This is a genomic window from Fluviicola sp. (genome assembly GCF_039596395.1).
GTDB lineage: Bacteria > Bacteroidota > Bacteroidia > Flavobacteriales_D > Crocinitomicaceae > Fluviicola.
Genome location: NZ_JBCNJT010000001.1, coordinates 1300390 through 1321305 on the forward strand (window position 1 = coordinate 1300390; position 20916 = coordinate 1321305).

The window sequence follows — 20916 nt, forward strand, 5'->3', positions numbered from 1 at the left end:
GATTAGCTTGCGGAACCAATCGATGTTCATGCGTACTATTCAATTTCCCGTCCTTTTAATCATTATCCTCACCGGATTCCTTATTTCATGCGAAGATAACACACCTGTTTCGAAACAGCCTGCAGCAACAGAAGCTACTCCTGGAAAAGACAGTTTGATCGGCGAACAGAAAAGCAGTTTTGAAAGCCTTCTCAACAAATACCGGACTATTTCCTTTGATACGCTGAAAGTGTATTACGGATTTGATGAAAACGACAAGCGATTTGCCGGGCAGGAACTGACTTTTAAAGAAGCGAAGAGCTTGCCGATCGGATTCCGGGAACGGTATTTCGGAAAACTATCGGGAGTGTATGCCTGTTACCGGTTTGCACTGGATTCCACGCGTTTAGGACTCATCACGCGAATTCCTTCGGAGTACGAATCTTCTTCACTTGTTTTATTGGTTTTTGATCGCATAAAAGACCGGTTCCAGGACGAATATTTCTATTTGGGAACTTCAAACGGGGATGCGGGTGAGATCTATACACGGGTTTCCTGGTTATTCCAAACGAAGAAGAAGCAATTCCAGGCATTTGTTTATACTTACCGGTCTTCCCATGAGATAGATGATACGCTTACAACCGAATCACACTATTACTTCCTGGTGGATTGCATGAAACCAACATTCGATTCGGTATCCACCAACCAGACACAACTCAAGAAACGCTTCAAAGGGCTTTTGCGAACGGAAGAAGAAGGAATTTAACGAAACCGCTCATTAATTCAATCGAATTGATTAAGTTCATGATCAAAAAATCAAACCGACAATACATGGAAACCGGATCTATTAACGAACAAGCAAATATCCTTCACTTAGAAGCAAGGGAAGCCGGTCAGGCGGGAAATTACCAACTGGCGATCGAAAAATTACTGGAAGCAATGAGTATAGAACCTGCGTGGGCTTATCCGGTTTATGACCTGGCATTTACTTATTTGTTAATGGGTGATTTTGGGAATGCCCTGAAATATTACCGGGAAACAGACGCTTTGGAGCCGGATGGATTTTTTACCACCAAAACCGCAATCTATACACTGGAAGGTGAACAGGAGGGATTGTTCCCAGAAGGATTGTATACGTATTACATGCAGATCGAATGGACGGATGAGCCCGAAAAGAAGTACCACATAGCCAAACAAATTGCAGACAATGTACCTGGATTTGCACCGGCCTGGAAAGAGATCGCTTATTTGCAGACAGACCCGGAAGAACGCTTGTATTGTATCGAACAGGGACTTGCAGGAAACCCGGACCGTGAAACCAAAGGCATTTTATTGCTGAATAAAGCCATGATCTTCAGCGAAAGAGGAGATAAGGAAACCGCGAAAAAATTACTTTCCGAGATTATTGATTCGCAGGAAACCACGCTTGCCAACAGTGAGATAGCGCGGGTGGCGCTGAAATCGATTAAGGATAATTAAAATCAAAAGGGATCGTAAAATTTTATGGCCCTGGTGATTTTTGTCTGGCTGTAGCTAAGGTTCGTCGAATTGACTTTTTTTAACATTCAATTCTACCGGTTCTTTAAGGGGCTGGACACCAAATCTTTTATTTGAGAATTTTCAATTATTGATGTGTTAATGAAAAATTAGCATCCTCTTGCCACATTGCAAAGCCTGCCATGAACCAGTATTTTTGCGGGAAATTTTTAAATAATCGATATGAAATCACCTTTACAATGGCTCGTAGTAGCCTCCGTCACGATGGTTTCCGGTATCAGCTTTTCTCAGACGCGTTATGTTTCCGCCACCGGATCAGATGCGTCTAATGACTGCCAAACTCCGGGAAGTCCATGTGGAACAATTCAACATGCGTATTCGCAGGCTTTGGCAGACGATACGATCAAAATTGCTCCGGGGAACTACAACCTTACTTCTACACTTAGTTTATTACAACCTGTAGTAATTACGGCTCTTGATCCGTCAAACAGACCCGTACTTACTACAACTGCATCTGATGTAATTTCTGTCGGAGCTGCGAATGTGACTATTTCGCATTTGCAACTGAACATGGGCCTTACTGCAGCAAACGGTTTGAGAGGTATTGTGGGAACGGCAGATTATGATGGGTTGAATGTACATCATAACCAGTTCATCTCTACCAAAGCCGTTTCTACCGGGATGGTTTTCGGTGCTTATGCTGTGGATTTAACCGCTCCGGTGGGAGATTCTTACAGTGTAACACTGGACAACAACACGGTTGCAACAGCCGGTCCGGTTGGTTACGATATCTTCGGAAGAGGATTCGGATTGGGGAAAGGTGCAACTGACGGCCCTTCAGGAGAAGTGTCAAACAACACGATCCTGGCGTATTATGCTATGCAGGCAGTGAGAAATACGGCTAACCTGACTGTTTCCGACAACATCCTGATGGGAATTACGATGGTCAATTACCCGATTCTCGGAGCGCAAATTCATTTGAATAATAACACATTTACAGGTGTTGCTGCTGCTTTGGCGGATAATTTATACGCGATCCTGGACATTCGTGCCATCGAAGAAGGCGCTGTATTCGTAGAGGGGAATACTATTTCCAACTACACGAATATCGGGTTGTTGAGCATGGCTTCCAAAAACGTAAACGTTTCCGGGAACAACTTCAATCCTTTAACTACGGCAAACAACTTCATTTCATTAATGGCGAACACGAAATTAATGACAAACGGAGTTCAGGGAAACACCTTCAGCGATGAAATCTCCATCAAAGGAAATACCTTCAATGCCGGTGTTGCAGGAACCGGAAAAGCAATCGTTTTTGCGGATCATTACGGAGCAAACACCCCGGCATTCGCAAACATCACCATCGGTGGTGAAACGGTTTCCGATAAGAATGTTTTTGTAGCTTCACTGGGGAATTACATTGTCCTGGACGAATTGTCAGGAGCAAGTACTTCTTACCCGTTATGGGCTCCATATACGGCAACAACCATGGTTCCGTTTGACCAGGACGTAAATGCCTATGCGGTTTACAATACTTACAACCAGGCCGATTTTGCTTCCGTAGATGCCAAGAACTACCAGCAATTAAACAATCCGGTACTGGGAACCGTGAACTTATCACCGGCAGGAAATATCCGCTATGTTTCCGCAACAGGATCCGATGATTTGAATACCTGTACACTTCCGGGAAGCCCGTGTTTGACTCTTGCACATGCTATTTCCGTAGCAGCAATCGGAGACTCCGTTTTGGTTGCCCCGGGTAACTACGCGCAAACAAGTATCCTGACGATTACCCAGCATGATTTAACACTTGCTGCACAAGACCTGAATGATAAGCCTGTTTTGACAACGAATCAATCTACAATGATCGATATCAATGCGGAGGGTGTGCACATCGACGGATTCCGCCTGGAATTAGGTTTGACCGCAACAACCGGGAAATATGGAATCATTTCCACTTCCAATACATTTGACAGCCTGAGCCTGACTAACAATGAGATCGTTTCTACTTCCCCGATTATTCCTTATGGAATGGTTTGGGATGCGTTTGCAGTTCGTTTGAATGCGAATACCGGTGAGAATACCAGTGTAAACATCCAGAATAACGTAATCGGAGAAGCGGTTGCAGGAACAAACAACATCTTTGGGCGTGGAATCAGCCTCGGTTCTGCCATTTTTGACGGTCCGGGCGGAGTGATCGCGAACAACGAGATCATGGCATACTATACGGTTCAGGCTATCCGTTCTCAAAACGAACTGGCAGTGAACAACAATGATTTTGCAGGAATCATGATGGTGAATACACCATTGTCTGACATTCACGTACACAATAACAACTTTGACGGCCAGACACCGATGTCAATGGACAGTTTGTATGCATTGGCAGAATTGCGTTCCGTAGAGAATGCATCTGTTATGCTGGAGAACAACGTATTTACAAACTACACCCGCATTGCTTTGTTGAGCGAAGCGTCAAAAAATGTGGTGGTAAACGCCAATGAATTCAACCCGAGTACAACTGCAACAGCTTTCGTTTCCGTAATGGCAAACACGAAGTTGATGACGAATGGTGTTCAGGGCAATACATACGCTGATGAGATCGAGATTACAGCAAACGACTTTCATGCAGGTACAGCGGGGGTTGGAACAGCAATCGTTTTCGCGGACCACTACGGAGCAAATACTCCGGCATTCGGAACAATTACCATCGGAGGAACAACAGCAGCGGCGAAAAATACTTTTGATACAGATTTGGGATCATTCATCGCTTTGGATGAATTGACAGGAGCCAGTACTTCTTTCCCGTTATGGGCTCCGTACCCGGCTACAACGATGGTTCCTGTATCCCAGGATGTTGTTGCATTGGCAATTGAGAACAACTATGGGTTGGCTGATTTCGCAGCAATCGAAGCAAAAAACCACGACGAACTGGAAAATGCAGCTTTGGGTAAAGTGATCATTAAAGCAGCAGGAGACAACCGTTACGTTGCAAATACAGGAGTTGACGTTTCAAACGACTGTACATTGCCCGGAAATCCATGTGCTACTATTGCACAAGCCATTTCAGTTGCGGCAGTGAATGACACCGTTTTCGTAGCAGGCGGTGCATATCCACAAACAAGCGTACTAAACGTGAATGTGGACGGATTGACTATTCTTGCACAGGACATTACAGACAAGCCGGTAATCACCACCAATCAACCAACCGTATTTGATATAGACGGAACAGATGTTTCCATTTACGGAATGAGAATGGAACTGGGATTAACTGCAACAACCGGGAAATACGGGATCGTTTCCACGACATCCAATTTCGATGGTGCTGTGATCCAAAAAAACGAGATCGTTTCCACTTCCCCGGTTATTCCTTACGGAATGGTTTGGGATGCGTTTGCAATCCGTTTGAATGCCCCGGCTTCCACATCTACTTTTGTGGCTATTTTGGATAATACCATCGGAACAGCTACACCGGCAGGAAACAACATCTTCGGTCGGGGAATCAGTCTTGGTTCCGGTTCTTCAGATGGTCCGGGCGGAACAGTGATCAGCAACGACGTAAAAGCATATTATACAATCCAGGCGATCCGCACCAACCAGGATATGAACATCGCGAACAACAACTTCAGCGGTATTGCCATGTTGAATGCACCATTGACAGGAACAGATATCCAATTCAGTTCAAACGATGTAGATGCAGTAACTCCGATGACAGCAGACAGCCTTTACGCTTTAATAGATGTTCGTGCTATTGAGAACGGAACAGTTTCGATCGTTGATAACCATTTGACAAACTATACACGTATCGGTTTATTGAGCATGGCTTCCAAAAATGTAAGCGTTATAAACAACCAGTTCACTCCTGAAGCTTCCGCTGCTGCGTTTACATCGGTAATGGCAAACACCAAACTGATGACAAACGGAGTACAGGGAAATACTTATTCCGATGAGATTTCTCTTAAAGGAAATACTTTTGATGCAGGTGCAGCAAACGGAGGAACAGCAATTGTTTTTGCAGATCATTACGGGGTAAATACTCCTGCATTTGCAGCTGTTACAATCGGTGGAACGGCAGCGTCTGAGAAAAACACCTTCAACGCATCTTTAGGAAACTACATCGTATTGGATGATAAAACAGGAACAAGTGCAGCCGTTTCTTTATGGGCACCTTATTCCGTGACTACAATGAAGCCATTCACGCAGGATGTTGAAGCATTGTACATCCACAACACTTACAACCTTCCGAACGTAGCATCTGTTGAATTGAAAAATACCGATTCAGTAGACAACACGATTTTAGGAAAAGTGATTTTGGCTTATACCTTCTTAGGATTGGATGAAGCAGTAACTGTTGAAGCAAAACTTTACCCGAACCCGGCAATCAGTAACTTGACAATCGAGTTGACAGATAACGTTGCAATTGCAGAACTAACCGTGGTTGATTTGTCAGGGAAGGTGGTTTACACTTCTACGATCACTGGTTCTGAAACTATCGATGTCAGCAACCTGACTTCCGGAGTTTATGTGGTTCGTTTGAACAATAACGGACAGGTTTCAAGCACACGATTCGTGAAGAAGTAAGATCGTTTCTTTAAATAATGCACGTATGAGACGTGCCAGTAAGGGTGAAAAATTTTTCACCCTTACTTTTTTTTAACCTGACAGCCAACCATTTATAGAATCCTGCGTCTTTTTGACAAGCTATAATACTTGTACTTATGAAAAGATTCATACTATTCATTGCCTTGAGTTCACCTGTTGCGTTCGGTCAAACCACGGTGATTATTCCGCAGGAAACCTACAACCAGATGAAAGCGAACGGAGCATTGGATCCTTCGGTGACTTACCAGCTCACTTCCAATACAACCGATCCGGTGGTTCATTATTCCGGAAGCCCGGAGAAAAACGGAGTTTGTAACTGCATGGTGCCGCTGGACAGCACCTTTATCCTTGCCATGCAGCCGAATGACGATTACTATTCCAACCTGATCTCGCTTCCGTTTACCTTTGATTTCTACGGAAACACTTATAATTCCCTGTACATCAATAATAACGGGAATATTTCCTTCCTGGCGCAGTACCCGACATTTACAGCAAATCCTTTCCCGGATGCACAATACAACATGATTGCGCCTTTCTGGGGAGATGTGGATACCCGTGATTCTTTGATGATGGGAGGAAGTAACGGAAATGTGTGGTACAAAATGACACCGAATGCGCTGGTGGTTGTCTGGGACCAGGTAGGATACTACAATGTGCACGGAGATAAAAGAAATACTTTCCAGCTGGTTATTTCGGATGGAACCGACCCGTTGATCCCGATCGGCAACAACGTTTCTTTCTGTTACGGAGATATGCAATGGACAACCGGTGATGCATCCAGTGGAATCAATGGATTCGGAGGTGTTCCGGCTACGGTAGGAGTGAATTACGGAAACGGGATCGATTACTTCCAGGTAGGAACATTCGATCAGCCGGGAACAGGCTTCGACGGGCCATACAATGCTCCTGACGAGGTTGATTTCCTGGATAACATGGAAATGTATTTCAATGTAGCGGGAGCAAGTTCTTCCAATACGCCTCCGATGGTGATTGCAGCAGGGATTTGTGATACGATCGATGTGTATTCCGGAGATACGCTGAAATCCATCCACACCGCAGATTTCACTGTGATGGTAGCAACTCCGGAGATCAACCAGTCATTACAGGTGGATGTTACCTGTCCGGATTACCCGAACGCAATCGCGGTAACACAAACACCGATCGGGAATGAATTTGTAACGGTTGACATTACATTTGATGCAACTTTGGTTCCCTCGGGAATGTATAACGTTCTAATCACTGCAACGGACAACGGTGTGCCGGCAGCTACAACCGTGAAATCCATTCCTATCCACGTTCAGCTGGACGAGTCACTTGGCCTGAAGGAGTTTGAGAATACGTTCTCTGTTTACCCGAATCCGGCATTTGACAAGCTGAATATTCAGTTGAATAACGGCAAACAGGCATCTGTAGAGATGATCGACTTGTTGGGAAATACCGTTTATTCAGGAGAAGTGGGTGCTACCAAATCCATCGACATTGCACATTTGAATGCAGGAGTTTATTTGGTGAAAGTAACCATGGATAACCAGGTTTCAAGCACGCGTTTCGTGAAGAATTAATAGTTTTTTTAATAAAATAAAACAGTTAGGCACGCAATTAATCGCGTGCCTAACTGTTTTTAAATGAATTCGCAAGCCGGCATTCGTAATGGCAAATTGTTTAATAACCTGTTCATAAACTTTCCTAAAACTTTTCGCCAGGGCTCCGATTTTCGCTAATTTTATAGAAACACAACGATAGCGTATGTTTGACTGGGAAGACGATAACGACAATTTTGAGAACCACCTGAATGATGATTTGGCGCGTTTCGAATCACAGCTTGAAACAAACTCGGTGGGCTTTTTTGACAGTGATCGTCTGGAGGCGATTATTGATCATTACCTGATGAACGGGAATTACTCCAAGGGAGAATTAGCCGCAGAGGTCGGAATACAGCAATATCCTTTCAATACCTTATTCCAGATTCGCAGGGCGCAGGCCATGTCGGGTTTGGGAAAACTGAAAGAAGCATTGGAATTACTGGATGCAGCTGAGCAGATCGACTCGGAATCCATGGAGCTTTACCTGACAAAAGCAACTATTTTCAGCCAGTTGAGAGACAGCAAAAGGGCGGTAAACTTTTTCCGTCGTGCACTCGAACTGGCCGACCGGGAGGAAAAGGACGAGATTTTCCTGGACCTGGCAACCGAATTGGAGCAATTAAAAGACTTTAAAGGTGCTGTAGAAGTACTGGAGGAGGCAATGCGTTCCAATCCGAAGAACGAGGGGGCTTTGTACGAACTGGCGTTCTGTTTTGACCAGCTTGGAAATAATGCCCGTGCGATTCAAACATACCGTCGCTTTCTGGACGATAATCCTTATTCATTCACCGCCTGGTATAATTTAGGGAATACCTATTCGAAAGAAGAAAAATTTCACGATGCCATTACGGCTTACGAATATTGCGTGGCCATTAACGACCGTTTTTCGCCTGCATATTTCAACATGGGAAATGCCCAGCTGACAGTAGAGCAATACAAAGAATCAATCGACTCTTTTGAGCGCTGCATTGAGATTGACGGAGACGATCCGCTGACTTATTGTTATTTGGGAGAAGCAAACGAGCAGTTAAACAATTTAACTGTTGCCTGGGATTTTTACCAGAAAGCCTTGTCCATGTCACCGACACTGGCAGAAGCCTGGCTGGGATTGGGGATCGTTAAGGATTTGCAGGGGCAGCCGAAAGAAAGCCTTCACTACATCGAAAGAGCATTGGAGCTGGAACCGAACATGGACGGATACTATCACGTTTATGCAGGAGCGCTTGAAAATGCAGGATTGATACCTGAAGCGGAAGAAGCTTACCTGGCATGTTTAACATTGGACCCGGAAAACGAAGATTGTTTCTTTGATTACGTGGACTTTTTGCTGGAACATAAGGTAGGAGAGGCGCGCACTTTCGTGGAAAATTACATTTTGAGACATCAATTGTTTTTCTCGGTGCTTCCGATTATTTATTTCAATTGGGTAGCTGGAAATGAGGAAGGTGCTAAGTTAGTGCTAGTTGAGTCCCTGAATAAAGACCGTGAAAAAACAAAAGAAGTATTTATTCGCTATCCCGAATTGGCAGATGTGCAAGAATTAGTAAATTTGACACGCTCATAGAGTATTAGTTTGACATGTGTCGATAGTACCCAATTACACAAAACATGAATTTTAGTTTACCACACATTCCGGAACGTACACAACAACCGCGTAATAACGGTATTACCATGATGATGGATAAAGGCCTGAGTTTGAATGAAGCAGAAAACTTCATCCAGGCAAACGGTCATTTGACGGATATAATCAAATTTGGTTTCGGAACTGCTTTTGTTACAAACAACCTGGAAGAAAAACTTAAATTATACCGTTCTGCGGGTTTAAGGCCTTATTTCGGAGGAACTCTTTTTGAAGCCTTTTATGCGCGTGGCCGTTTTGAAGACTACCTGCGTTTACTGGATAAATACGATCTGGATCTTGCTGAGATCTCTGATGGTTCGATCATTATCAACCACGACGAGAAACTGGAACTGATCCAGCGCTTGGCAAAAACGAGAACGGTACTTTCAGAAGTCGGGTCGAAGGATTCCGGGATTTTGATCAGCCCGGGAAGATGGATCAAGATGATGAGCTCGGAACTGGAAGCGGGATCCTGGAAGGTGATCGCAGAAGGGCGTGAAGCGGGGAACGTCGGTGTTTTCCGTCCGAACGGAACTGCGCACACGATGCTGATCAACAAGATCATTGCGAAGGTGAAGCCGGAAGATATTTTGTGGGAAGCCCCGCAGAAAAATCAGCAGGTTTGGTTCATTAAATTATTCGGAGCAAACGTAAACCTGGGGAATATTGCACCGAACGAGGTTATTCCGCTGGAATGCCTGCGTTTGGGACTTCGCGGGGACACTTTCTTTGAATTCCTTCCGGAAGATTACGCACAGCGCTTAAAACAAGTCGATTCAGACGAGCCTGAAGAGGAAGAAGAAGCATAATGTTTCAGTCAAAAGTTGTATTGAACGGACATGCGGGACCGGTTTACGCGGCTTCCCTGGACGGACATTTTCTATACAGCTCTTCGGGTGATAAATACGTCACACGCTGGGACCTTTCCAAAGGCCTGCAGGATTCTTCGTTTACCGTAAAACTGGAGCATGCGGCATATACCCTGCAAGCAGGAAATCACTTTTGTTTTATCGGGTGTACGGACGGCACCTTGTCAGGGATCAATACGGAAACCAAACAACTGGTTTGGGAACACAATTTCTTCGGGAATGCCTGGTTTTCCCTGTTGATCGATCCGGAGCGAAACTGGCTGATAGCCGGTGATTCGGAAGGAAACCTGGTTGTTTTGGAATTGCAGACCGGCAAACGGATTTTACACCTTCCGCTGGCAGCCGGGAAAATCCGGTCGATAGTGATAGCCGGTGACCGTTGTTATGTAAGCACCCAGCTGATCGGCATCCTGGTATTTTCCTGTGAGAACTGGAACGAACTGGCTTCCTGGGAACCCAACGAATTGGGAAGTAATGTCTTACTGGTGAACCCTGCACAAGGAGAAGTGATTACCGGTGGAAGAGATGCACATCTTGTTATCAGCAATACGCATTACGAAATCCTGAAAAGAATTCCGGCTCATTACCAGACTGTTTACGGCCTGATACGAACAGGGAAGCAATTCGTCACCGCATCCATGGATAAAACCATTAAGGTTTGGAATGCTGACTTTTCCAAAGTAGAGCAGCGTATTGAATTTAAGCATGGCGGGCACAACCGCTCAGTCAACGGTTTAGTGGCTATTGACGACCAAACTTTTGCCAGTTACGGCGACGATAAAAAAATCATAATCTGGAAAAAAGCTCCTGTAATTTTGCCATCCGATAATTGATTCTGAGAAAGTTATTTTGTACATTAGTATTATTATGGACAACGACTTTAATTCTCTGTATCCGCCAAAACCTTTTTTGGAAAAGGAGCCCGTAAGGCAAGGGCACATTGCTGTTACGGTATTTTCTCTGATGCTCTTTATCCTGAGTTTTTTGGTGTTCTTTAATAACCAGCTTCTTTTTTTGATTGAATTGGTAGCTGTATTAATCCTTCACGAAGGCGGACATTATTTATTCATGAAATTGTATAAGTATGAAAATGTCCGGATGCTGTTCCTGCCTTTGATGGGTGCTTTTGTTCACGGGCACAAAGAATCTTACCGCCAAAGGGAAAGTTTGATGGTGGTACTTGCCGGGCCGCTTCCTGGAATTATTGTCGGAATTGCCCTGTGGTTGCTGGGATTCCACTATGAAATCCACTGGATGGTCGAAACGGCAATGATCCTGTTTGCCGTAAATATTCTGAACCTGCTTCCGATCCTTCCATTGGACGGCGGACGCATGCTGAGCATTTTGTTTTTCGAACGCATCGAATTATTCCAGGTTATTTTCTCGTTCATCTCGTCTTTAGCTTTAATTGCGATCGGTTATTTCTTTGAATTTTATGTGATTATGATCTTCGGGTTTTTGATGGGATTCCAGGTAAGAAGTTTGCACCGCCGGTATTTGATCCACAAAGGACTGAAAGAAGACGATGTGAACTTCAATTCGACTTATGATAACCTTTCCGATCGTTCGTATCATTTTGTGAAGAATCATGTATTGGAAAACACGCCGGGCCTTCGCCGCTTTGTGGAAAACATGGAAGGCGAGGACACCAAAACGGTGGTTGCCAATGAAGTGAAGAACATGCTTGTTCCGCCAATGGTGCAGGATGTGAATGCATTTATGAAAGTGATCGTGATCATTGCCTGGATTTTGGCTATTTTTGGCCCGATTTACCTGATGTGGAGTCGGGGTGTTTTTAACGCAATATATGTTTAAGGTCGGACAGAAAGTATCTTTTTTATACGAAAAGGGAGACGGGATTATTTTGAGCCTGGAGAAAAACCGGGCGCAGGTCACGGATGATTCCGGGTTTGACCGTTGGTTTCCCCTGAATGAATTGGTTTTCATTCATTCCGAAAAGTATGCAGACGATGAAATAACGATTTCCAAAGAAGACCTGGAACCGGAAACGACGTTCCGTGTGATCCAGGAGCGAACAGGAGCAAAGAAGCCGCGAACTGTCTGGGAAATCGACCTGCACATTGAGGAAATCCTGGAGTCTACGCAAGGAATGTCGAATACGGAGATCTTACTCAAGCAAATGGCCGAATTCCGTGCTACTTTCAAAAAAGCAAAAAATCAATCCATTCATAAATTGGTAGTGATCCATGGAGTAGGAGAAGGAGTTCTGAAAAACGAGATCCGCACCTATCTGGCGCAGCAGGATCAAATTGAAGTATATGATGCGGATTTCCTGGAATACGGAAAAGGAGCTACAGCTATTGAGTTTCACCCGAATTGGTGATTGAAATGGAAAGTCGACCAATCGATGAACTGAATTTTAGTCAACCGAACCTTCGCAAAAAAGATCCGGCTGTAAAAATTGTTGCGATAGTTCTTTGCGTAATTTTCCTGCTATTCAGTTTTCTATGTTTCAGAGATATTTTTGATGTAATCAGAGACTATTTTACTTTCAGACATAAATTCGTCATCTACTTTGATCTTCACCGGATGATAACAGCGGTTGCCATTTCGAGTATACCCTTGACAGCCTATTCGGCCTGGCGAAGACGGTTTAACAAAGAACGCTTTACTTCCTATTTAGTTTTATTGACCATACTACTTTTCTTGTTTATAGTACTAGGTATTATTGGAATTGAAGTGATTTTTTCTTTTTCTGTAACAAGGTTTGTTGGAAATTCTTTCTCTCCGAGTTATACTCTTTATCCACCAATTCCAACTCTTTGCTTCAACCTGTTGTTTATCCTGGATGCATTGATTCTGTATTTAGTGTTCTTAATTGTTAGCAGAAGAAAAAACTCGATTTAAAATACCTAATCACATAAACAATACGTAGAATCCTCCGTTCCGAATTTGAATTCGCCCTGGTGTTCCCAGAAAATGTATTTCTCGTCTTTGGAGGCGTATTTCACGCCGCTTGCTGCGCGAACCTGCTTCATGTCGAATTTGCGGTTTAGTTCCGGGCTTTTCACTTTTACGGTAATTTTCCCGGTGCTGTCGGAAGCGGTGATCGTGATGCTTTCTGTGAAAACTACGTGAAAATCATTGCTGCAATCGAACTCCATGTGGCGGTTCTTGTTCATGACCGTGTTTCCTGCGCATGCTCCCAAAACGAGCGTTAATGCAATTCCCGAAATAAGTTGTTTCATCGATTTTGATTTCAGGCAAGTTACAAAAAATCAGGATAGGTGTTTGACCATGATGAAATCATCCATGACATACCCGTTCCCGATATCCAACACTTCTTCGTGATCTATCACAAAACCGTGTTTCCGGTAAAAACCAACCGCGTTATTTCCTTTGTTGACATTTAAATGAAGTGTGTTGTTGCCATGTTTGCCGGCTTGATCTTCCACGTGGTCCATGAACAATTTCCCCAGGCCGGAACCTTGTGTATCGGGGAGAATGTACAATTTGTGGATGCGGGTAATTCCAGCTTCCGGGTATCCGTGTTCAATTCCGCAAAAACCCAGCACTTTTCCATGTTCTTCGGCCAGCCAGAAAGCTTGGTTGGGATCAGTAATTGCCGTTTCCAGTTTTTGGTTGCTGTACATCAAATCCAGCATGTAACGGATTTGTTCGGGCGAAATAATTTCCTGGTAGGAAACGGGCCAGGTGCTTTCTGCAACCTGTTGTATCGAAGAAATGTCTGCCAGTGCAGCTAAGCGGAGAGTAATCATGTTTTTAAACGTCTTTTCCGAAGGAATACATGTCGTTGTGGTTGAATTCAATTTTGTCTTTCACGTTTTTGATCGTTTTGATCAAGCCGAAAATGAATTCATCGGTGTGGAGATTGAGCCATTTGAAGCCGGATTCTTCGCCTTCAATGGCCATGGCTGCCTGGTATAAAAATTCGAATCCGTGTACCTGGAGCCAGTGCTGAGCGCTTTCATTTCCTTCTGCAGCATTAACAAAAGCCATTAAATGCGGGTATCCGTTGGCAAGCAACCAGTCGCGTGCTTCCTGTTTCAGCGTTAAAGCCTGGTTTAAAAAGAAGATTTCCTGGTAACCATTGTCGTAGAGGAATTTTTCGAGGTCTTTGTGTCCTTCCAGCGCTTTGATCCAGGCTAGAATAATTTTGGTCGGGTAATTAAACTCCGCAAATGCAATGTCAGCCTTTTTCACCTCTACCTTTTTCTTTTCCTCTAAAGGCTCTTTTCCAAATATGCGTTTAAACCAATTCATATTATGAGAAGAATAAATAGGCGATCAGAATCGCAGCTACTGCACCTACTAAATCACAGAATAATCCTGCTGTAGCTGCATAACGCGTTTTTTTGATCCCTACAGAACCGAAATATACGGATAAAACGTAGAAAGTAGTCTCTGTACTTCCCTGGAAAGTTGCGGATAAATTACTGACAAAGGAATCAGGTCCGAAAGCTTTCATATTTTCAACCATGAGGCCACGTGCTCCGGAACCGGAAAAGGGTTTCATTAGCATCACCGGTAATGCATCGATAAACTCAGTTGATTTGACACCCATTTGAATAACCAACCATTTCAGGCTATTCATTAAATCGGTCAAAGCTCCGCAAGATTTAAATAAGCTGATGGCGCACAACATGGCAACCAGGAAAGGGAGAATATTTATAGCAACCTGGAATCCACCTTTTGCACCTTCCACAAAGGATTCGAATGCGGCGATTTTGCTTTTGATCGCCATGATGATAAAGAAGGTGATAAAACCGAACATGATCGTGTTGCTCAATATTCGCGAAATGAAATTGACCTGGTCCGGATGTGAGTTCAGGTACCAAAGTAGTAAAACGATCAGGGAAGTCAATCCTCCGATATATGCCAGAATTGTGGTGTTTAATAAATTAATTTTTTGCCGGATGGCAACGAAAAGAAGTCCGCCGAGTGTGGCGAAATAAGTTGTCAACAAGATTGGGATAAACACGGATGTGGGGCTAGCTGAACCAGCGCTGGCGCGTGCTGCAATGATTGATACCGGGATGATCGTTAACCCGGAAGCATTCAGTACCAGGAACATGATCTGTGCATTGGATGCTTTGTCTTTTTCCGGGTTAATTTCCTGTAATTGCTGCATGGCTCTTAGTCCGGCTGGAGTTGCTGCATTATCCAATCCCAGCATATTTGCAGAAAAGTTGAGCATGATACTACCCATCGCAGGGTGGTTTTTGGGAACTTCCGGAAATAGTTTGGAAAAGAGCGGGTTTACCAGTTTCGACATCACGGTTACAGCGCCGCTATCTTCCCCGATTTTCATCAATCCCATCCAGAGACATAAAATCCCGGTCATCCCGATCGCAAGGGTAAAAGCAGTTTCTGCAGTCTCAAAAAGACCGTCCATCATGTGTTTCAGTATCCAGGTGTCTTGCCAGAAGATAAACTTCGAAAACCCCATAATGATTGCAATGACAAACATTCCAATCCAAACCCGATTCAATACCATGCATCAAAAATCGGAAATAATCGGGTTTCTATTGCGGATGGCGTTCGCAAATATGAACAAAGTTTTCAAGAATAATAACGCCGTGATTCCCGGATACTTCCGGGTGGAACTGAACACCGTACAATGGGAGCGTTTTATGCATCATTCCTTCATTGACCGTTGCATCGGAAACGGCTACGTGGATGAAGTCTTTTGGAATACTGATAGCTTCGCAGTGGTCTTCCATCAATTCAACCTCTTCCGGGAGTTTATCAAAAAGCGGACAATCTGCAATTACAGCGATGATCTGCCAGTCGCGGTCTTCCCGCTGACGGTTTGAAAGCGCGCCGAAAGTCAGTCCCAGCATCTGGTGCCCGAAGCAAATTCCCAATACAGGCAGGGTTTCGGTTTTTAACCATTCGAATTGTTTCAGATATGGCTCGGTATCTACTTCGGTAATCAGGATGGGAGCTCCTGAGATCACGAAGCCAAGCGCGTCGTTATGCAATTCTCTTTGAAATTCAAACAGAGGAACAACGCGCGTATCCATGAATTCATAAACAATGGATTCAATCAGGGGTGTTTTCGAGCTTCCGCAATCAATAATGACAATCATAAATCTATCTGGCCAACTCCCTGACGAATAATTTCCGTGTTCCCGTTTGTGCAATCAACAATGGTGGAAGCATCCAGTTTTCCCGGACCACCATCGATAATCATGGCTACTTCATCGTCGTAACGTTCGTAAATAGAAGCCGGGTCCACGAAGTAATCCATGATCTCATCTTCCGAATCGTGGAGTGAGGTAACTGCCATTGGATTTCCGAGTTGTTCTACAATTGCCTGAACAATTTTATTATCCGGGATACGGATACCGATTTCTTTTTTGCTGGAATCGAATAATTTGGATACTTCATTGGTGGCATCCAGGATAAACGTAAACGGACCGGGCAGGTAATGTTTCAATAAACGGAAAGTATTCCTGTCGAGTTGTTTGACGTATTCGGAAACCTGGCTCATGTCCGAGCAGATAATGGAAAAGTTGGCTTTCGACAATTTCACATCTTTCCATTTGGCCAATTCCGCCAATCCTTTTTTGTTCATCACATCACAAGCTACCGCATAAACCGCATCGGTCGGAATGATGATGATGCCGCCTTTCTTTAATTCATCAACTACTTGCTGGATGAGACGGTTGTCAATATTATCCGGATTAATTTCTATGAACATCTCTGTGTAATTTCTAGTATAAATTTAATGAAAATCGGAGAGAAAAAGTTGTAAAAATCCTACTTCTCTTATTTGGTTTAGTTTTTGCAATCCACGTGACTTCGGCATTTCGATCAGCTGCGGCTGACTCAATGACCGAAGTTCAGCACTTTCCATGAATTTGTGTTAATGATTGGATACTGAGCGGAGTCGAAGTGTTAATTATGAAGTATCTTTGCACAAAATTGAAAACATGAAATACCTGATTCTTATTTTGATAGCTGTAGTGAGTTTGAGCTCGTATTCCCAATTGGACCGTAAAGCCATTTATAGCGCTTTGGCGAGCGATTCCAAAGACATCGTTCAAAAACAACTGGACGGGGTACAAGGCCTGAAAGAATCTTCGGAAGTGAAAGCATTTAAAGGAGCGTTGCAAATGAAAGCTGCACAGTTCCAGAAAACAGCAAAAGATAAGTTGAACCTGTTCAATGCGGGAAAGAAATTATTGGAATCGGAAATTAAATCCAATGATTCCAATGTGGAATACCGCTTTTTGCGTTTGCTGATCCAGGAGAATGCGCCCAAGCAGTTGAAATACAACGGAAACATCGAAGAAGATGCGTTGAATATTGCGGCGGGTTATAGCAAGTTGAAAGAATCAACTAAAGCTGCGATTGAATCGTATGCGAAGAAATCGGCTTCGTTGAAAGGATTGTTGTAAAATATGCAGGCACACGATTAATCGCGTGCCTGCATGGGTTATTGTACATCCGCCTTCACTTTCACCACGGTAATTCGCGGATTGGTATTGGCTGTGATCGTAATTGTTTTTTCACTGACTCCTTTGCCGTTCGGTTTGAAACCTACCTCAATTTTGTCAGACTTTCCCGGAGCGATCGGGCCTTCCGGCTTGCTTGGTGTTGTACAGCCGCAGCTTGCTTTTACATCTGAAAGTACCAAAGGCTTGTCACCGGTGTTTGTTACGGTAAATGTACAGTGGTTTTCAACTCCTTCAGTAACTTTCCCGAAATCGTGGATTTCTTTGTCGATGGTCATGGAAGTTACAGATGCCGCTTCAATGCGCTGTTGTTCTTTTAATTCCTTTAAAGCTTGTTCGTTTGCTTTGATGGTTTCCGGATCATCCGCAACTTCCATCAAAGGAGCGTCGGAGTCTTCGGTTTTTTCTGTGTTATTTGAACAAGCGCTTGTCATTCCGCCTAAGATTAGAAGGCCGATAAAGAAACTTTTCTTTTTCATGGTTTAGTTTAATGCCAGTTTTTGTTTGTCGTATTCGTTGGATTGAAGCAATTGAATTGCTTTCTGCAGAATTTCATTCTTTTGGTTGTAGATCATGTAGAAGGCTTCAATGCCATATAAATCATTGGCAATAGTCGCTTTCAATCTCAATTCCATGATGTTCTGACTGATCTTATATTCATCTTCCTTGAACTCGAAATCCTTGTTTTCTTTCTTGACATATGCAAAGAACTCGTCCATCAGTTTTTTATCGACTTTAAAATTAGCGATGAACTGTTCCACTGTTTCGTATTTTTTATGCAATTCGTCCCGGTTCTTATCTACATAAGTCAGAGGGAAACTGGTAAATGCTCCGTTTTGAACGGTATTTCGGTAAAGGTCCGTGATTTCGGAAGTATCAATCGGCACAAAGAAATCCGGCATAATTCCACCACCGCCGTAAACCGGTCTTTTGGTCACACGCGTTTCAAATTTCAGGGAATCCGGAAGCTTGATGCTGTCGATATGGGAGAATTCTCCGTGCATGAATCGACGCATGTATTCGTTCTTGTAATCGTCGATGTTTTCGTAAGGACGTTGAATGAAACGCCCGGAAGGAGTGAAGTATCGTGCAATTGTGAGACGCATTTGAGAGCCATCGGAAAGATCGATCGGCCGTTGTACCAATCCTTTTCCATAGCTTCTTCGGCCTACAATGAGTCCGCGGTCCCAGTCCTGGATTGCACCTGAAAGAATTTCGGAAGCAGAAGCAGAGTTGTCATCGATCAAAACGATCACTTTCCCTTTTTCCCACGAACCGCTTCTTCCTGCGCTCAGATCCTGGCGTGGTTGAGCACGGCCTTCCGAGTAAACGATCAGTTTGTTATCCGACAGGAATTCATCAGCAATTAATTGTGCTGCGTAAAGCAACCCTCCGCCATTTCCCTGTAAATCCAGGATCAGGCTTTCCATTCCCTGTGCTTTCAGCTTTTCAAGGCCTTTTTTGATTTCGTCGTGTGAACTGCGCGAAAAGGAAGTCAGTTTCAAATAACCGATTTTCGGACCTACCATGTAGGCACAATCTACCGAGTTTACAGGAACTTTGTCACGTGTAATGACATAGTTGATCGGTTTTTTCTGAGCTTTACGCATGATATCCACACGTACTTTCGTTCCGGCTTCGCCCAATAATTTTTCACGCACCTGGTTGTTCTTCAACCCGATTCCGGCTACGTTTTGTCCATCAATTGTAACAATCTTATCGCCGGCACGGATACCCAGTTTTTCAGACGGGCCGCCCACAATCGTTTCAACCACCATCAAGGTGTCTTTCAGGATCTGGAAGCGAACACCGATGCCCACAAAACTTCCGTCGATAGCTACGTTTGCAGCTTCCACTTCATCTTTGGGAATATAAACCGTGTGCGGATCCAGTTTCTCCAGCATGCCGATGATTGCGGCATCCATTAACTCTTTATCATTTACCGGATCGACATATAATTTGTCGACATAAGTGAAAATTTCGTCCAAGCGCTGACCGTTCGTAGGTGTTTTTGGTTCGGATGGAACCTTTTGAGCGGTGGATGTGAAGGTGTTGATACTTAATCCAAGTACCAGCAAAACGCCATAATATTTCATACCATTTTCTTAAGAATACTAATATAGTTATAAAACGTTCAAACGACTTGTTAGAAACGGTCTAAGTTGTTGAATCGTGTTAAAAAAACAAAATGAGAATGAGAGCGAGAATGCGTGAAAAACCTTCAGTGGACAAGCTAAGAGAAGAGAAAGCAGGATTCCTGGAAATTATACTGTTTTTCCTTTCCTCATTCTCATTCCCTGTTCTCATTCTGTTGTGTGAGTTACGAACAATTGGCTGTTGGTCTTTTATTGGATTGACAAAGAGGTGCTTTTTGTAATTTTAAAGCGTATAGTTCAGATATGAAGCACTTAAAAAGCATCTTTTTATTGACCGCCCTTGTTTTTATTTCATTGACTTCTTTCGGGCAGGTAAAAGCGTTGGATAAACTGGAAGTCCTTTACGATCAGGGGCATTACAAGATGGTTTTGCGGAAGGCGAACCGTTTGCTGGACCAGCCGGACTATGATTATTCATTCAAACCTGAATTCTACAAAAGTCTGGCACTTTTCCAGTTGGCCGACAAAGGGCTTTGGGCTGAGTTTCACCCGAAAGCTTTGCAGGAAGCCCGCGAATTATTCAGCCAGGTATTGGCTTCTCCCGACGGAATTAAAGTATTCAATACGCATTTGAACCACGTTTCCCAATTGAAACGCGATCTGGTTCAGAAAGCTTTGGCATACAAGGCTGAAGGGAAACAAGCAAAATACGACGAAATCCAGCAAATCCTGTTCGGTTTGTTTGACCGCATTCCGGATTTGGATGTTCCGGGAGAAATCCAGCCGCCGGTTGTGGATGCACCTGAGATTAAGGAAACAGCAGCAAGTACGGAAGAACGCGAGAAAATTGTGAAGTATGCGAAGAAATACCTGGGAGTTCCGTATAAATGGGCCGGGGTAGATGCCAATGGTTTTGACTGCAGCGGATTTACCAGCTTCGTGATGAAGGAGTTCAAAGTGACTTTGAGCAGAAGGGCAGAAGACCAGTACAATTCTTCCGCGAAGGTGAAACAGAAAAATGCTCAAAAAGGAGATTTGGTGTTCTTTAACAATGGATCGGGAATTTCCCACGTGGGAATTATTGTTTCTGCAAAAGGAGAACCTTTGACAATGATCCATGCCAGTTCCAGCAAAGGAGTGATTATTACCAATATTGAAGATTCCGAATACTGGCTGAAGCGTTTGTATGCAATCGGGACATACGTAAAGGGAGAGTAATTATCAATT

The 20916-nt window shown here is 43.8% G+C and carries 19 protein-coding genes; 11 read left to right on the forward strand and 8 right to left on the reverse strand.

Annotation, left to right across the window (positions count from 1 at the left end; all coding sequences use genetic code 11):
- The first annotated feature begins 28 nt into the window (after window positions 1-28).
- The 9 genes from ABDW02_RS05695 to ABDW02_RS05735 all read left to right on the forward strand — a co-directional run bounded on the left by ABDW02_RS05695 (window position 29) and on the right by ABDW02_RS05735 (window position 12492).
- Window positions 29-745, forward strand: a complete 717-nt coding sequence (locus ABDW02_RS05695; RefSeq protein WP_343632996.1) for a hypothetical protein — start codon at window positions 29-31, stop codon at window positions 743-745.
- Between the two features lie 38 nt (window positions 746-783).
- Window positions 784-1458 (forward strand): hypothetical protein, encoded by a 675-nt coding sequence (locus tag ABDW02_RS05700; RefSeq protein ID WP_343632998.1) that lies wholly within the window; start codon window positions 784-786, stop codon window positions 1456-1458.
- 240 nt (window positions 1459-1698) lie between these two features.
- Window positions 1699-6054 (forward strand): T9SS type A sorting domain-containing protein, encoded by a 4356-nt coding sequence (locus ABDW02_RS05705; RefSeq protein ID WP_343633000.1) that lies wholly within the window; start codon window positions 1699-1701, stop codon window positions 6052-6054.
- Between the two features lie 137 nt (window positions 6055-6191).
- Window positions 6192-7637 carry a nidogen-like domain-containing protein gene (locus tag ABDW02_RS05710; protein WP_343633002.1) on the forward strand — a complete coding sequence of 482 codons (1446 nt, stop codon included), beginning with the start codon at window positions 6192-6194 and terminating at the stop codon, window positions 7635-7637.
- Window positions 7638-7821: 184 nt separating this feature from the next.
- The gene (locus ABDW02_RS05715) at window positions 7822-9222 is read left to right on the forward strand and encodes a tetratricopeptide repeat protein (protein ID WP_343633004.1); all 1401 of its coding nucleotides are present in this window, start codon (window positions 7822-7824) and stop codon (window positions 9220-9222) included.
- A 44-nt stretch (window positions 9223-9266) separates the two neighbouring features.
- Window positions 9267-10088 (forward strand): phosphosulfolactate synthase, encoded by an 822-nt coding sequence (locus ABDW02_RS05720; protein ID WP_343633005.1) that lies wholly within the window; start codon window positions 9267-9269, stop codon window positions 10086-10088.
- The gene (locus ABDW02_RS05725) at window positions 10088-10981 is read left to right on the forward strand and encodes a hypothetical protein (protein WP_343633007.1); all 894 of its coding nucleotides are present in this window, start codon (window positions 10088-10090) and stop codon (window positions 10979-10981) included. The genes ABDW02_RS05720 and ABDW02_RS05725 overlap by 1 nt, the downstream gene beginning before the upstream one ends.
- Window positions 10982-11057: 76 nt before the next feature.
- Complete coding sequence (locus ABDW02_RS05730; protein WP_343633010.1) at window positions 11058-11963, forward strand: site-2 protease family protein; 906 nt, start codon at window positions 11058-11060, stop codon at window positions 11961-11963.
- A complete protein-coding gene (locus tag ABDW02_RS05735; protein WP_343633012.1) occupies window positions 11956-12492 on the forward strand; it encodes a Smr/MutS family protein in 537 nt (178 codons plus the stop codon). Before ABDW02_RS05730 ends, ABDW02_RS05735 begins: the two co-directional genes overlap by 8 nt.
- A gap of 529 nt (window positions 12493-13021) precedes the next feature.
- Here ABDW02_RS05735 and ABDW02_RS05740 read toward each other — a convergent pair.
- From ABDW02_RS05740 to ABDW02_RS05765, 6 genes are read right to left on the reverse strand one after another with little or no spacing between them, the layout of a single operon-like run.
- Entirely contained in the window at window positions 13022-13357 is a 336-nt protein-coding gene (locus ABDW02_RS05740; protein ID WP_343633014.1) for an MliC family protein, read from the reverse strand.
- Window positions 13358-13387: 30 nt separating this feature from the next.
- Window positions 13388-13888 carry a GNAT family N-acetyltransferase gene (locus ABDW02_RS05745; RefSeq protein WP_343633016.1) on the reverse strand — a complete coding sequence of 167 codons (501 nt, stop codon included), beginning with the start codon at window positions 13886-13888 and terminating at the stop codon, window positions 13388-13390.
- Between the two features lie 4 nt (window positions 13889-13892).
- Window positions 13893-14393, reverse strand: coding sequence for a hypothetical protein (locus ABDW02_RS05750; protein WP_343633018.1), 501 nt, complete (start codon window positions 14391-14393; stop codon window positions 13893-13895).
- 1 nt (window position 14394) lies between these two features.
- Complete coding sequence (locus tag ABDW02_RS05755) at window positions 14395-15627, reverse strand: nucleoside recognition domain-containing protein (RefSeq protein ID WP_343633021.1); 1233 nt, start codon at window positions 15625-15627, stop codon at window positions 14395-14397.
- A 28-nt stretch (window positions 15628-15655) separates the two neighbouring features.
- Complete coding sequence (locus ABDW02_RS05760) at window positions 15656-16222, reverse strand: gamma-glutamyl-gamma-aminobutyrate hydrolase family protein (protein WP_343633023.1); 567 nt, start codon at window positions 16220-16222, stop codon at window positions 15656-15658.
- Entirely contained in the window at window positions 16219-16836 is a 618-nt protein-coding gene (locus ABDW02_RS05765) for an L-threonylcarbamoyladenylate synthase (protein ID WP_343633025.1), read from the reverse strand. The genes ABDW02_RS05760 and ABDW02_RS05765 overlap by 4 nt, the downstream gene beginning before the upstream one ends.
- A gap of 232 nt (window positions 16837-17068) precedes the next feature.
- Here ABDW02_RS05765 and ABDW02_RS05770 point away from each other — a divergent pair, with 232 nt between their 5' ends.
- Window positions 17069-17536 carry a hypothetical protein gene (locus ABDW02_RS05770; RefSeq protein WP_343633027.1) on the forward strand — a complete coding sequence of 156 codons (468 nt, stop codon included), beginning with the start codon at window positions 17069-17071 and terminating at the stop codon, window positions 17534-17536.
- A 38-nt stretch (window positions 17537-17574) separates the two neighbouring features.
- Here the strand turns inward: ABDW02_RS05770 and ABDW02_RS05775 are convergent, their stop codons facing one another.
- Together ABDW02_RS05775 and ABDW02_RS05780 are read right to left on the reverse strand one after the other, a co-directional pair.
- The gene (locus tag ABDW02_RS05775) at window positions 17575-18072 is read right to left on the reverse strand and encodes a DUF1573 domain-containing protein (protein WP_343633029.1); all 498 of its coding nucleotides are present in this window, start codon (window positions 18070-18072) and stop codon (window positions 17575-17577) included.
- Between the two features lie 3 nt (window positions 18073-18075).
- Window positions 18076-19689 carry a S41 family peptidase gene (locus tag ABDW02_RS05780; protein WP_343633031.1) on the reverse strand — a complete coding sequence of 538 codons (1614 nt, stop codon included), beginning with the start codon at window positions 19687-19689 and terminating at the stop codon, window positions 18076-18078.
- A 303-nt stretch (window positions 19690-19992) separates the two neighbouring features.
- Here ABDW02_RS05780 and ABDW02_RS05785 point away from each other — a divergent pair, with 303 nt between their 5' ends.
- On the forward strand, window positions 19993-20907 hold the full coding sequence (locus ABDW02_RS05785) for a C40 family peptidase (protein WP_343633033.1): 915 nt from the start codon (window positions 19993-19995) through the stop codon (window positions 20905-20907).
- Window positions 20908-20916: the final 9 nt, after the last annotated feature.